The sequence below is a fragment of the Pseudomonas sp. S5F11 genome (assembly GCF_019641515.1).
Classification (GTDB): domain Bacteria; phylum Pseudomonadota; class Gammaproteobacteria; order Pseudomonadales; family Pseudomonadaceae; genus Aquipseudomonas; species Aquipseudomonas rhodesiae.
Genome location: NZ_JAIFJZ010000001.1, coordinates 1,380,159 through 1,394,016, shown reverse-complemented (window position 1 = coordinate 1,394,016; position 13,858 = coordinate 1,380,159). Strand labels below are relative to the sequence as shown.

Below are 13,858 nucleotides of genomic sequence, written 5' to 3'. Positions count from 1 at the left end.
AGCTTATCCGGCGCTTGCGTGGGATGTTTCGGCAGCGGTCACATCCGGTCGTAACGGGCGAGCCTACCGAACCCACGAACCCTGGTTAGACTTACCTGTCGAAACGTGCAACTCACGGCCCGCCATCACTCAAGGACTCTTCATGTATTCAAGCCGCCTGATCCTCTGCCTTTTGCCCTTGCTGGTACTGGCGGGTTGCTCCACCGCCCGTGGCCCGCAGCAACCGGAACGCAGCGAAGCCGAGGTCAAGGCGCAGATCGTGCGGTTGCTGCCACCCAAGGTTACGGACCGCAATGGCTGGGCCCAGGATATCTACACGGCCTTTGATACCCAGAAGATTTACCCGAGCACCGAAAATATCTGCGCGGTGCTGGCGGTGACCGAGCAGGAGTCCACCTTCCAGGTCGACCCGCCGGTGCCCAATATGGGCAAAATCGCCCAGGATGAAATCCTGCGCCGTGCCGGCAAGGTGCATGTGCCGGCCTTTGTGGTGCGCAGCGCATTGCAACTGAATTCGCCCACCGGCAAAACCTACGCCGAACGTCTGAGCGCCGCACGTACGGAAAAAGACTTGAGCGGTATTTTCGATGACTTCATCAGCATGGTGCCGTTGGGCAAAACGCTGTTCGGCGGGTTCAACCCGGTGCACACCGCCGGGCCGATGCAGGTGAGCATCGACTTTGCACAGAAACAAGCGCGGGGTTATCCCTACACCGTGGACGGATCAATCCGACGCGAAGTGTTCACCCGCCGTGGCGGCATGTACTTCGGCATCGCCCATTTGCTCGGCTATCCGGTGAACTACGATCAACCGCTGTATCGCTTCGCTGACTTCAACGCCGGTTGGTATGCCAGCCGCAATGCGGCGTTCCAGGCGGCGGTCAGTCGGGCTTCGGGGGTCGAGCTGGCGCTGGATGGGGACTTGATTCGCTACGGCTCGCTACTGCCCGGTACCACGGAACTGGCGGTGCGTTCGTTGGGCGCGAAGCTGGATATGCGCAACCCCAGCATCCGCAGCCAGCTGGAGCAGGGCGAGCGCTTGGATTTCGAAGAAACCACCCTTTACCAACGTGTGTTCGCCCTCGCCGACAAGGCTGCCGGCAAACCCCTGCCACGGGCGATTCTGCCGGGGATTGTGCTCAAGAGCCCGAAGATCACCCGTAACCTGACCACGGCATGGTTTGCCAAGCGCGTGGATGAGCGTTATCAGCGTTGTATGAAGCGCTGAGGGCCCAGTGCGAGATTTGTATGGCTGATGGCGATGGCTTCCAATGAGGTGTTTGCAATGCCTCAAGCTGCCAGACAATGAAGATCAAAGGTGGGAGGGGGGTAAGCCCCCCTCCGATAGTTGAGCGATGTTGCTGTTTTTTATCAGTTGCGTTCCAGGGCCAGGGCTACGCCTTGGCCACCGCCGATGCACAAGGTCGCCAGGCCTTTCTTGGCATCGCGCTTGATCATTTCGTGCAGCAGGGTCACCAGCACGCGGCAACCCGAGGCGCCAATCGGGTGGCCGATGGCGATAGCGCCGCCATTGACGTTGACCTTGTCAGCATCCCACTCCAGCTCTTTGCCCACCGCCAGGGATTGCGCGGCGAAGGCTTCGTTGGCTTCGATCAGGTCCAGATCGCCCAGGCTCCAACCGGCTTTGTCCAGGCAGCGACGGGTGGCCGATACCGGGCCGATGCCCATGATGGCCGGGTCCACGCCTGCGTTAGCGTAACTGGCAATGCGGGCTAGCACGGGCAGACCGAGGGCTTTCGCCTTATCGGAACTCATCAGCATTACTGCAGCGGCGCCGTCATTGAGGCTGGAGGCGTTGCCGGCGGTGACGCTGCCGTCTTTCTTGAAGGCCGGCTTGAGCTTGGCCAGGGACTCGGCAGTGGTGCCGGCGCGCGGTTGCTCATCCACGGCGAAGGCGATTGGGTCGCCCTTGCGCTGGGGGATCAGGATCGGGGTGATCTCATCGACAAACCGCCCAGCCTCGATGGCTGCCGCAGCCTTCTGCTGAGAAGCGGCGGCAAAGGCGTCCTGGGCTTCACGGCTGATGCCGTATTTGTCCACGAGGTTCTCGGCGGTGATGCCCATGTGGTAGTCGTTGAATGCATCCCACAGGCCGTCGGTGATCATGCTGTCGATCATCTTGGCGTGGCCCATGCGCAAACCAGTGCGCGCGGCAGGCAGTACGTAGGGGGCCAGGCTCATGTTCTCCATGCCACCGGCGATGATGACGTCGGCGTCGCCGCAGCGGATGGCCTGGGCACCGAGGTGCAGGGCTTTGAGGCCCGAGCCGCAGACCTTGTTCAGGGTCAGGCTCGGCACCGCGTGGGGCAGGCCGGCGAGAATCGAGGCCTGGCGCGCGGGGTTCTGGCCGGAGCCCGCGGTGAGCACTTGGCCGAGGATCACTTCATCGACTTGGGCCGGGTCCAGGTCGGTCTGCTCCAACAGGCGACGGATTACGGCGGCGCCCAGTTCCGGAGCCGGGATGCTGGCCAGCGACCCTTGAAAGCTGCCCACGGCGGTGCGGGTGGCAGCAACAATCACGACGTCTTGCATGGAATCTGTCCTCACTGGAAGTGCATTTCTGGAACGTGGTCCGGGACGATCAGTTTACCGGCGGTCTTGCTCACAATCTCTTCAACGCTGACGCCAGGTGCGCGTTCCTTGAGGACAAAAGCGCCATTTTCGATTTCCAGGTACGCCAGGTCCGTAAGCACCCGTTTGATGCAGTGGGCGCCGGTCAGCGGCAGGCTGCAGCGATCGAGCAACTTCGACTCTCCGTCCTTGGAGGCGTGGGTCATGATCACAATGATGTTTTCCGCACCGGCCACCAGGTCCATGGCGCCGCCCATGCCCTTGACCAGTTTGCCGGGGATCATCCACGAAGCGATGTTGCCCTGCACATCGACTTCAAATGCGCCGAGCACGGTGAGGTCGACGTGACCGCCGCGAATCATCGCGAAGGACTCGGCAGAGGAGAAAATCGACGCACCGATGCGTGCGGTCACCGTTTGTTTACCGGCGTTGATCATATCGGCATCGATGGTGTCTTCGGTAGGAAACGGGCCCATGCCGAGCAGGCCGTTTTCCGATTGCAGCATCACTTCCATGCCGTCGGGGATGTAGTTGGCCACCAGGGTCGGAATGCCGATGCCGAGGTTGACGTAAAAGCCGTCCTGCATTTCGCGGGCGACGCGTTGAGCCATTTGTTCGCGGGTAAGAGCCATTTTGTGTGTCCTTATTGTTCGGGCTGGAGGCGGATTATTTGCGGACGGTGCGCTGTTCTATGCGCTTCTCGAAAGTGCCGCAGATGATCCGATCGACGTAGATGCCAGGGGTGTGGATCTGCGCCGGGTCCAGCTCGCCCGGTTCGACGATTTCTTCGACTTCGACCACAGTGATCTTGCCGGCGGTGGCGGCCAGCGGGTTGAAGTTCTGAGCGGTGTGGCGGTAGATCACGTTACCGAAGTGGTCGGCTTTCCAGCCTTTGACGATGGCGAAGTCGCCGGTGATGGACTCCTCCATCAGGTAAGGACGACCGTTGAACTCGCGGGTTTCTTTGCCTTCGGCCACTGGGGTGCCGACGCCGGTTGCGGTAAAGAAAGCCGGGATACCGGCACCGCCTGCGCGCATTTTTTCGGCGAGGGTGCCTTGGGGCGTCAGCACCACTTCGATTTCGCCGCTGAGCAATTGCTTCTCAAACAGCGCGTTCTCACCGACGTAGGACGCGATCACTTTGCGGATCTGTTTTTCTTCCAGCAGCACGCCCAGGCCGAAGCCGTCGACGCCGCAGTTGTTGGAGACCACCGTCAGCTCACGGGTGCCTTTGCGCTTGATTTCTGCGATGAGGTTTTCCGGGATACCGCACAGGCCGAAGCCGCCGGCGAGTACGGTCATGCCGTCCTCCAGGCCTGCCAATGCCTCTTCGTAGGACGCCACGCGTTTATCGAAACCTGCCATATGCACCTCTTTTATTGTTTGTGGGCCAGCCAATGGACCGAGTGTTGCGCTGATGTATTGATTTGTTAAGTTGTTTTTTAAGGTTGATTGATTTAGAAAACAGCATAGTTGATCCGTCTCTCGGAGTGCTTTTATGACCGTGAAACAGCTGCGTGCCTTCCTCGCCGTGGCCCAGAGCCTGAGTTTCGCCGCCGCCTGCGAGCGTCTGCACCTGTCCCAGTCAGCGCTGAGCCTGACCATCAAGGGCCTGGAAGAGGGCCTGGGCGGGCGGTTGTTCAGCCGCAATACGCGCAATGTCGCGCTGACCCCGGAAGGCGAATCGTTGCTGCCACTGGCCCGCCGACTGATGGCCGATTGGGACAACGCCGAGGATGAGCTGCGCCAGCGCTTCACCTTGCAGCGCGGGCGCGTCACGGTGGCGGCGATGCCGTCGTTCGCGGGCAACTTGTTGCCGCCGATCTTGAAGATATTCCGCGCGCGTTACCCGCAGGTGAACGTGACGGTGCACGACTTGATCAACGAACAGGTCTTGGAGATGGTGCGCGATCGCCAGGTGGAGCTGGGTGTGGCGTTCGAACCGTCTGAAGGCTCGTCGCTGGCCTTTACCCCTTTGTATCTGGATCGCTTCATTGCGGTCGTGTCGGCTGATTCACCCTTGGCGCAATGCGACGAGATCGGCTGGGAGACTTTATTGGAACACCCCTTTATCACCTTGCAACGGCCTTCCACGGTACGGGTGATGCTGGAGGAGCATTTGGGTGCGCTACGGATGAAACTGCCGGTCGCACTGGAAAGCCATCAATTGGCGACTGTGGGCAAAATGGTAGCCAGTGGCTTGGGCGTCAGCGCTGTGCCGGCATTGTGTGCCAGACAGATGGAGGAGGCGGGCGCGCATTGTATTACCTTGCGTGATCCGGTGATCGAGCGGCCGATTGGTGTGCTGACCAAGCCGGGGCATGAGTTGTCGGCGGCGGCGCAAGCCTTGTTCGATATTTTTCGCGATGAGGCGGGCAAGGGCCGGTTTCCAACATTTTGACCCGCAGCACAAACAAGTGTGGGAGATGGTTTGCCTGTTATAACGGTTTAACAGTCAACACTGTCGTTGAGCGTTAAATAGCTATCGCAGGCAAGCCAGCTCCCACATTGAACACGTTGATTCTAGTAGTAGCGATCAATCACTTTTACTTGCGAGCTGTCTTTGAAAGACTCCCAAGCGTTGTTAAGTGTGTCGAATACTTGTTCGATAAAGTTGCGATCGGCAGCGGCCTTCTTGCCGACATAACCCTGGCCGCGGCGGTACATCTTCAGGCGCGCCGCTAACTCACGGTTATTACGGTCGAACTCGGCTTCTTCAGTGTGGGGCGCCAGGCAGTCGATCTTGACTTCGCCCGATTTGCCAATCCACAGGATATGGTCGTCGAGTGTGTCTTTCTGCGCTGCGAACATCTCAGCCAATTCATCGATAGTTGGTTGGTTGTTCAGATTCATGTGTAAGCCCCTTGACCAGTTGGCGATCTATCAGTTGGTTCCGTTAAAACTGCTTAGTTGTCTCCGGCTTCAATAACCGGGCGTTAGTAACTGGCTGCCGAATACGGGCAGGGTCTTGAACCTGATGCTTGTAGTCTTACTGATGAACTGCTACGCAATGCTTTCATAACGAAGACAAGGAGCATTCGAGCTTCTTGTACCGTGCTCTTACGAGTCGGTCAGCTTCATCAATCTGCCTTGTGGGCAGTGCACATCCGGAAAAAACAGCTCGGCGGTCAGACGAGCTCTTTCAAAACGCGTGTTACCAACGCTCCCGATCCGGGAGACGCCTTGATCATGCAAGGACAAAAAGGTTACGTCAACGGTTATGTAGTGATTATTTTCGATCACTACATAATTCGTTGTGGGCACGGGGAGATACGGCAGAGGCGTGACTTGAGCGTCATTTTTTGCGCTGGACGGTCTCTACGGTGGAGAAGGGGGCTATTGCAGGCGGTTCGCCAGCAAGGGCAGCAGTTGTTCGCATGAGGTTTCGATCTTCACCTGCAACAGCTCGTCGCCCCGGGTCTTGCCCAGGTTGATGGCGATCACCGGTTTGCCTTGCTCGACCATCGCCTTGCACAAGCGAAATGCCGAATACGCCATCAGCGAAGAGCCCACCACCAGCAACCCCTCGGACTGTTCCACTGCCGCCATTGCCTTGGCGGCAGTGGGCGGGGCGACGTTCTCACCGAAAAACACCACGTCGGGTTTCAATCGTTCACCCTGGCAATATGGACACCGGGGTACCTCAAAGCGCGCTTCAAAGGCCGGGTCGAGCAGCGTGTCTCCGTCAGGCGCCTGCACAGCATCGACGCCCGTCAGGTAGGGGTTCTGGGTTTCCATCAGCTGTTGGATCGCATCGCGCTGGCTGCGCTGCTGGCAGTCCAGGCACAGCACGCGGTGCAGGCTACCGTGCAGTTCGATCACACCTTGGCTGCCGGCCTGGTCATGTAGGGTGTCGACGTTTTGTGTGATCAGCCCGGTGATGTGCTGGCGTTGTTGCAAGATGGCCAACGCTCGGTGCGCTGCATTCGGTTGTGCGACGCGTACGCGCGGCCAGCCCAGCATGGCGCGCGCCCAGTAACGTCGCCGCGCCTGCGGGGTGGCCAGGAATTCCTGGTACATCATTGGTGCCTTGCCTCGGCGCACGCCTTCGCTGTCCCGGTAGTCCGGAATGCCCGAGGACGTGCTGATGCCTGCACCGGTCAATACCAGAAAACGCCGATCAGTCATGGCCCGGTACAGGGTGTCGAGGTGGTCTTGCTGATGCGCCAGGGAATCGAGCATGGTTTCTCCTATTCGCCGCGGATGTACTGCTCCAACTGCTTGATCAGGTCAGCCTGCTCGGCGATGGCCTCCTTGACCAAGTCACCGATGGACAGCAGGCCCAGCAGTTTGCCGTCTTCGACCACAGGCAGGTGGCGCAAGTGACTGTCGGTCATGATGTTCATGCATTCTTCGACGCGCTTATGGGTGTCCACGGTGATCACCGGCGCGCTCATCACCTCATGCACCTTAGTGGTCACCGATGACAGGCCCTTGAGCATGATTTTGCGCGCGTAGTCACGCTCGCTGATGATGCCCACCACTTTGTTGTCTTGGACGACCGGCAATGCCCCCACGTTTTTTTCCGACATCCGCACCAGTGCTTCAAACACGGTGTGATCCCATTGGATGGTGTGGACGTCCTGGTTTTTCTGGTCTTTGGCTTTGAGCAACTGTGCAACGGTCTTCATGGCGGCCACTCCGGTGTTGTTGTAGGAAATCAGTGGAACCCCTACAGAATCCTAGACAGCCCGCGCCGTAGCAAGGACCAATGCGGCGTCAAACCTGTCGAAAAACGTCATTAACCGGTTTTTTTTGGTGTTTATCCGCTATTTACCGGTTTTTTTGCCCGTTTAGGGCTCGCTGTCGTCTTGCGAGGGGCTGCCTTGCGCTTCTTTTTCCACGGTGCCGCCCCTCGTCCTGCCGGGCTCGCGGGGCCAGTGATGGTCATGCGCATGCCATTGCAACGTGCCACCTGCTTGCTCATCCAGGCTGCTTGTTTGGCGACGAATTCCTCCAGACTCATTTCACCGCTTTGCACCATGTCCAGCGCCTGCTCCCAGATGGCAGTGGTGCCGGGATCGGCGATGGCGCGGGGCACCGCGTCGATCAGGCTGAATGCCGCCGGTGTGGCGGCCAGCGCCTTGCCATTCTTGCTCAGATAACCGCGGTCGAGCAGCCCCTGGATAATGCCCGCGCGGGTGGCTTCGGTGCCGATGCCGGTGGTGTCCTTGAGCTTCTGCTTGAGCAACGGGTCTTCCACCAGTTTGGCCACGTTTTTCATCGCTTTGATCAGGTCGCCTTCGGTAAAGGGTTTGGGTGGCTGGGTCCACAGGTCCTTGAGCGTGACCTTGGCTACTGCGTAATCCTGGCCCTGCACCAGCGCCGGTAGGGCCTGGGGCGCTGGCGCTTCGCGGCCCTTGGTGGGGGCGAGTGCTTCGGGCAGGGCGCGTTTCCAGCCCGGCTCGATCACCACTTTGCCCACCGCGCGCAGGGCAAAACCGGCGCATTCGAAATCTGCCTGAGTGCGATCGTATTCGTGGTTGGGCAGGAACTGCGCTAGGTAGCGCGCGCGAATCAAGGTGTACACCGCGCGGTGCTTGCCGCTGAGCTGGCCCACGTCCTTGCCGGCCCCGGTAGGAATGATGCCGTGGTGGGCGCTGACTTTGGCATCGTTCCACGCCCGCGAGCGCCGCTGGGGATCGATATGCGGCATCAGCTCACTGACCGCCGGGTCGGCACGGCCCAGTGCGGCGAGAATCTTCGCTGCCTCGCTGTGCTGGCTCAGCGGCAAGTAACCGCAATCGCTGCGCGGGTAGGTGATGACCTTGTGGCTTTCGTAGAGGGATTGGGCGATATCCAAGGTTTCCTGAGCGCCCAGGCCGAGTTTCTTCGAGCAGATTTCCTGCAGGGTGCCGAGGTCGAAGGGCAGGGGCGCCACGTCGCGCATGCGTTCGGTACGCAGCTTCACCAGGCGTGCGCTGGCGGCGTTGCCCATGGCAGCGGCAGCGGTCTGCGCCAGCTGCGGGTTGAGGCAGCGACCCTGGTCATCACAGGCGTCTTCCGTGGCGCGCCATTGAGCGGTGAAGGTCATGTGCGCGTGGCGCAGGTCGACATCGATGGCCCAGTACGCCACGGGGACGAAATCGGCGATGCTGCGGTCGCGGTCCACCACCAGGCGCAAAGTGGGTGTTTGCACCCGGCCCACCGGTAATACACCCTGATAACCGGATTGACGCCCCAGCAAGGTAAACAAGCGACTCATGTTCATGCCGATCAGCCAGTCGGCGCGGGAGCGGCCCAGGGCCGAGTGGTACAGGCTGAAGGTGTCGGCGCCGGGCTTGAGCGCGGCCAGGGCCTTGCGAATCGAAGCGTCGTCCAGCGCCGACAACCACAATCGCTGGATCGGCCCCCGGTAGCGGCAATGTTCCACCAACTCGCGGGCGATCATCTCACCCTCGCGGTCGGCGTCGGTGGCGATCACCAGTTCCTGGGCTTCCCCCAGCAGGCGCTTGACCGCTTTGAACTGGCTGGCGGTCTTGGGTTTGACCAGCATCTTCCATTTGTCCGGCACGATCGGCAGATCGGCCAGCACCCAGCGTTTGTACTTGGCGTCGTAGGCATCGGGCGGGGCGGTTTCCAGCAGGTGGCCGATGCACCAGGTGACGGTGACCCCATTGCCCAACCAACAGCCGTCACCACGACGACTGGCGCCGAGCACCGCCGCAATGTCCTTGGCCTGGGAGGGTTTTTCGCAGAGGTACAGCCGCATGGTCATCACATCAGATCGGATTGATGCTTTGCAGGATGCTCAGTCGGATGGATTTGAGCAACCATTATCTGTATGGATGTACAGCTGGGAATTTCAAGCGGCAAGCTGCAAGCGACAAGAAAGAGCCGAGTGGCTTTTACTTGAAGCTTGCAGCTTGCAGCTTATTCAGTTGCTATCGATATCCACATGCCGCGTTTCCTTGAGGCAAAACAACCCGACAATCAGGCTCACCCCTGTCACCATCACCGGGTACCACAGGCCGTAGAAGATATCGCCGGTGTACACCACCAGCGCAAACGATACGGTCGGCAGGAACCCGCCGAACCAGCCGTTACCGATGTGGTAGGGCAGGGACATCGAGGTATAGCGGATACGCGTCGGGAAAAGTTCCACCATCAGCGCCGCCAGCGGGCCGTAGCACATGGCGGCGATCAGGATCAGCACCACGATTAGCACCACCACCATGACCTTGTTGACCTGCGCCACATCCGCCGAAGACGGGTAACCGGCCAGGGTCACGGCACCGCGCAACGCCGCTTCGTCAAAACCGTCGATTTTGACTTCGCCGACGCTCACCTGCACCGGGCTGCCGGCCGGCGCAGCAGCGCTGGTGTAGGGCAGGCCTTGCTTGACCAAGAAGGTTTTGACCTTGTCGCATGGGCTGTCAAACCGCGCCTTGCCCACCGGGTCGAATTGGAAGGTGCAGGTGGCCGGGTCGGCCAGCACGGTGATCGGCGCCTGGTGGCTGGCCTGATCCATCGCCGGGTTGGTGTAGTGCGCCAGGCCCTTGAAGATCGGGAAGTACAGGGCGGTGGCCAGCAGCAGGCCGAGCATCAGCACCGGTTTGCGTCCGATCTTGTCCGACAGCCAGCCGAACAGGATAAAGAACGGCGCGCCAATCACCACGCTGATAATCAGCAGCATATTGGCCAGGGCCGGGTCCATCCGCAGGAATTGGGTGAGGAAGAACAGCACGTAGAATTGCGCCGCGTAGAAGGTCACCGCTTGCCCGCCGTTGATGCTGAACAGCGCGATCAGCACCACCTTGAGGTTTTCCCACTTACCGAACGACTCACGGATCGGCGCCTTGCTGGCCTTGCCTTCTTCTTTCATTTTCAAGAAGGCCGGCGACTCGTGCAGGCTCATGCGGATCCAGGTGGAAATGCCCAGCAGCACGATGGAAAACAGGAACGGGATGCGCCAGCCCCACACTTCGAACTGGTCGCCGGTGAAGTAGCGGCACGCCAGCACCACCAACAGCGAGAGCAGCAGGCCGATGGTGGCGGTGGACTGGATCCAGCTGGTGTGGAACCCGCGTTTGCCGACTGGCGCATGCTCGGCGACGTAAGTGGCGGCGCCGCCGTATTCACCGCCCAGGGCCAGGCCCTGCAACATGCGCAGCACGATCAGGATGATCGGCGCGGCGATGCCGATGCTGGCGTAGGTCGGCAACAGACCGACGCAGAAGGTCGCTACGCCCATCAGGATGATGGTCACCAGGAAGGTGTACTTGCGCCCGATCATGTCGCCCAGACGGCCGAACACCAGCGCGCCGAACGGCCGCACCACAAAGCCAGCCGCGAAGGCCATCAAGGCAAAGATAAAGGCCGTGGTGTCGTTGACCCCGGCAAAGAACTGCTTGCTGATCACCGCCGCGAGGGCGCCGTAGAGGAAGAAGTCATACCACTCGAACACCGTCCCCAAGGACGAGGCGAAGATGACTTTCTTGGAGTCGTTGCCGGTGCTCGTGTCTACTGCCGAGCCTAGGGTTTGAGCATGTTCTGACATCGGGTAACCCTCACAGTGATTATTTATTGTTGTTCCACTGTCGGCGCCGGGTGCGGCGCCGCTATTCAGATTGCGTGAACCAGTTCTTTCTCCGGTGCGAGGCTCCTTGTGTGCGGCGAAAGGATCAGCTGCGCGGCTTTTTCCGCGATCATCAGCGTGGGTGAACAGGTATTGCCGGATGTAATGCGCGGCATGATCGAGGCGTCGGCGATGCGCAGGCCGGGCACGCCGTGCACGCGTAGCTGGGCGTCGACCACTGCGTCCTTGTCGTGACCCATGCGGCAGGTGCCCACCGGATGGAAGATCGTCGTGCCGATGCGTGCGGCGGCTTCGTGCAGTTGTGCTTCGGTTTGCAGCGAATCGCCCGGCAAATATTCCACCGGCTTGAACTGGCTCAAGGCCGGCGCCGCGACGATGCGCCGGGTCAGGCGGATGGCATCGGCGGCTACGCGCAGGTCTTCGGGGTGGCTGAGGTAGTTGGGCTGGATCAGCGGCGCATCCGCCGGGTTGGCTGAGCGGATATCGACCCGGCCACGGCTCTGCGGGCGCAGATCGCAGACCGAGGCGGTGAACGCCGGGAAGCCATGCAACGGCTCGCCGAAACGCTCCAGGGACAGCGGCTGCACATGGTATTCGAGGTTGGCCGAGGCCTGCTCCGGCCCCGAGCGGGCAAATGCGCCGAGCTGGCTGGGTGCCATCGACAATGGCCCGCTGCGGTCGTACAGGTAGCGCAGGCCCATGCCCATCTTGCCCCACAGGGTGCCGGCGATCTGGTTGAGGGTGCGTGCGTTTTCCAGCTTGTAGATCAGACGTAGTTGCAAGTGATCCTGCAGGTTGCCGCCCACGCCGGGCAGTTCGTGCAGCACGTTGATACCGAGGGGTTTGAGCACGTTGGACGGGCCGATCCCCGAGCGTTGCAGGATGCCTGGCGAACCCACGGAACCGGCGCACAGTATGATTTCCTTGCGCGCTTTCCAACTCAGGGACTGACCAAGCCTGCGCCCGACCACTTCGCACGCGCGCCCGTTTTCCAGCAACACACGGTCGACTTCCACTTCGGTGAGCACGGTGAGGTTGGTGCGCTGACGGACCGGTTTGAGAAACGCCTTGGCCGCGTTCCAGCGCACGCCGGCCTTCTGATTGACCTGAAAGTAGCCGCAGCCTTCGTTATCGCCCTGATTGAAATCGCTGACCTTGGCGATGCCGCTTTGCGCCGCCGCTTCGCGGAAGGCATCCAGGATCGGCCACGACAGCCGTTGCTGCTCGACGCGCCACTCGCCGCTGTCATTGTGGAATTCCGAGCCGCCGGCAAAGTGGTTCTCGCTGTGCTTGAACAGCGGCAACACGTCGTTCCACGCCCAGCCGGCGTTGCCTTCGGCGGCCCAGCCATCGTAGTCACGGGCCTGGCCGCGCATGTAGATCATGCCGTTGATGGAGGAGCAACCGCCCAGCACTTTACCCCGTGGGTAACTCAACGCGCGGCCTTGCAGACCTGGCTGGGCTTCGGTTTTGAAGCACCAGTCGGTGCGCGGGTTGCCGATGCAGAACAGGTAACCAACGGGGATGTGAATCCAGGGGTAATTGTCGCGGCCGCCGGCTTCTAGCAGCAGCACGCGGTGGGCGGGGTTGGCGGACAGTCGATTGGCCAGCAGGCAACCTGCGGGGCCGGCGCCTACTACTACGTAATCGTATTCAGCAGCTGCATTGGGCATCTGAGGTCTCGCTTGTTTTTCTTATTGGCCCCATCCTAGTTGTTAGTTTTCGTCTTAAAAATGTTAGTTTTTACCCAGCTGCTGTGCGTTTTTGAACAGTGCTGTAGCGGCCCACGCATTGGAGGCGACATGTTCGATTGGAATGACTTGCGGTTTTTTCTTGAGTTGCAACGCAGCGGTCGTTTGCTCACCGCCGCGCAGCGCCTGAAAACCACCCACGCTACGGTGGCGCGGCATATCGAGGCCATCGAAAAGAGCCTGGGCACCGCGCTATTCGTGCAGCATGCCCACGGTTACGAGCTGACCCCCTCTGGCGAGGCCCTGCTCAAACATGCCGAAGCCATGGAAAACGTGGCGCTGCTGGCCGAAGACGAACTCACCCACACCGCCGCGCCGCTGGGCAAGATCCGCCTCGGTGTGGCCGAAGGTCTGGGGGTGATGTTTCTGGCCGGACGCATGGGCGGCCTGTTCGAACGTTATCCGGGGCTGGAAGTGGAACTGGTGGCCGTGCCGCGCTTCGTCAGCATCCTTAACCGCGAAGCGGAAATCAGCATCCACCTCGAACGCCCCAGTGTCGACCAACTCGTCACCCGCAAACTCACGGACTACCGCCTCTCCCTTTACGCCAGCCGCGCCTACCTGGATCGCAACCCGCCGATTGAAAAACGTGAAGATCTCGCGGCCCATGCCTGGATTGATTATGTTGACGACCTGCTGTTCAGCCAGGAGCTGAAATTCCTCAGCAGTTTCTGTCGCAACCCTAAAGTGGTGTTCCACAGCACCAGCGTCATTGCTCAACACCAGGCGGCGCGCTCGGGGTTAGGGATTGCGGTATTGCCCTGCTTCATGGCCGCCAGCGACCCGGACCTGGTGGCATTGCTGCCGGGGGAGGGCATCCAGCGCAGCTACTGGATCAGCTCGCGTCGGGAGTTGCATAAGTCCGTGCGGCTGCGAGTGTTGTGGGATTACGTGGTGGAGTTGTGCGCGCGGGAGCAGCCGCTGTTGCTTGGCGAGTCCGGCTGATGCCTCCACCCAGCAGTGTCTAGAGAGAGGG

12 protein-coding genes are annotated in these 13,858 nt (G+C 60.7%); 3 read left to right on the top strand and 9 right to left on the bottom strand.

All coding sequences use genetic code 11. The annotated features are described in order from the left end of the window. The first annotated feature begins 142 nt into the window (after positions 1 to 142). Complete coding sequence (locus tag K1567_RS05975) at positions 143 to 1,228, top strand: DUF1615 domain-containing protein (protein ID WP_034097203.1); 1,086 nt, start codon at positions 143 to 145, stop codon at positions 1,226 to 1,228. A 143-nt stretch (positions 1,229 to 1,371) separates the two neighbouring features. On the opposite strand, the gene K1567_RS05970 is transcribed toward K1567_RS05975, so the two are convergent. The 3 genes from K1567_RS05970 to K1567_RS05960 are packed head-to-tail and all read right to left on the bottom strand — an operon-like array spanning position 1,372 to position 3,957. After that, positions 1,372 to 2,553 carry an acetyl-CoA C-acetyltransferase gene (locus tag K1567_RS05970; RefSeq protein WP_034097205.1) on the bottom strand — a complete coding sequence of 394 codons (1,182 nt, stop codon included), beginning with the start codon at positions 2,551 to 2,553 and terminating at the stop codon, positions 1,372 to 1,374. Between the two features lie 11 nt (positions 2,554 to 2,564). Further along, positions 2,565 to 3,224, bottom strand: coding sequence for a CoA transferase subunit B (locus tag K1567_RS05965; RefSeq protein ID WP_034097206.1), 660 nt, complete (start codon positions 3,222 to 3,224; stop codon positions 2,565 to 2,567). 34 nt (positions 3,225 to 3,258) lie between these two features. Then, positions 3,259 to 3,957, bottom strand: coding sequence for a CoA transferase subunit A (locus K1567_RS05960; RefSeq protein ID WP_034097208.1), 699 nt, complete (start codon positions 3,955 to 3,957; stop codon positions 3,259 to 3,261). A gap of 133 nt (positions 3,958 to 4,090) precedes the next feature. On the opposite strand from K1567_RS05960, the gene K1567_RS05955 reads away from it, so the two are divergent. Next, the gene (locus K1567_RS05955; RefSeq protein ID WP_220698255.1) at positions 4,091 to 4,993 is read left to right on the top strand and encodes a LysR family transcriptional regulator; all 903 of its coding nucleotides are present in this window, start codon (positions 4,091 to 4,093) and stop codon (positions 4,991 to 4,993) included. A 122-nt stretch (positions 4,994 to 5,115) separates the two neighbouring features. On the opposite strand, the gene K1567_RS05950 is transcribed toward K1567_RS05955, so the two are convergent. The 6 genes from K1567_RS05950 to K1567_RS05925 all read right to left on the bottom strand — a co-directional run bounded on the left by K1567_RS05950 (position 5,116) and on the right by K1567_RS05925 (position 12,804). Next, the gene (locus K1567_RS05950; RefSeq protein WP_034097212.1) at positions 5,116 to 5,445 is read right to left on the bottom strand and encodes a hypothetical protein; all 330 of its coding nucleotides are present in this window, start codon (positions 5,443 to 5,445) and stop codon (positions 5,116 to 5,118) included. Positions 5,446 to 5,928: 483 nt separating this feature from the next. Next, positions 5,929 to 6,774, bottom strand: a complete 846-nt coding sequence (locus K1567_RS05945; RefSeq protein WP_034112914.1) for an NAD-dependent protein deacetylase — start codon at positions 6,772 to 6,774, stop codon at positions 5,929 to 5,931. An 8-nt stretch (positions 6,775 to 6,782) separates the two neighbouring features. Continuing rightward, the gene (locus tag K1567_RS05940) at positions 6,783 to 7,223 is read right to left on the bottom strand and encodes a CBS domain-containing protein (protein ID WP_034097215.1); all 441 of its coding nucleotides are present in this window, start codon (positions 7,221 to 7,223) and stop codon (positions 6,783 to 6,785) included. A 131-nt stretch (positions 7,224 to 7,354) separates the two neighbouring features. Further along, on the bottom strand, positions 7,355 to 9,304 hold the full coding sequence (locus K1567_RS05935) for a DNA topoisomerase III (RefSeq protein ID WP_220698254.1): 1,950 nt from the start codon (positions 9,302 to 9,304) through the stop codon (positions 7,355 to 7,357). Between the two features lie 165 nt (positions 9,305 to 9,469). Next, a complete protein-coding gene (locus tag K1567_RS05930) occupies positions 9,470 to 11,092 on the bottom strand; it encodes an MFS transporter (RefSeq protein ID WP_220698253.1) in 1,623 nt (540 codons plus the stop codon). A gap of 65 nt (positions 11,093 to 11,157) precedes the next feature. Further along, positions 11,158 to 12,804 carry a GMC family oxidoreductase gene (locus K1567_RS05925; RefSeq protein WP_034097218.1) on the bottom strand — a complete coding sequence of 549 codons (1,647 nt, stop codon included), beginning with the start codon at positions 12,802 to 12,804 and terminating at the stop codon, positions 11,158 to 11,160. Positions 12,805 to 12,933: 129 nt separating this feature from the next. On the opposite strand from K1567_RS05925, the gene K1567_RS05920 reads away from it, so the two are divergent. Continuing rightward, positions 12,934 to 13,827, top strand: a complete 894-nt coding sequence (locus tag K1567_RS05920) for a LysR family transcriptional regulator (RefSeq protein ID WP_034112917.1) — start codon at positions 12,934 to 12,936, stop codon at positions 13,825 to 13,827. Positions 13,828 to 13,858 lie beyond the last annotated feature (31 nt).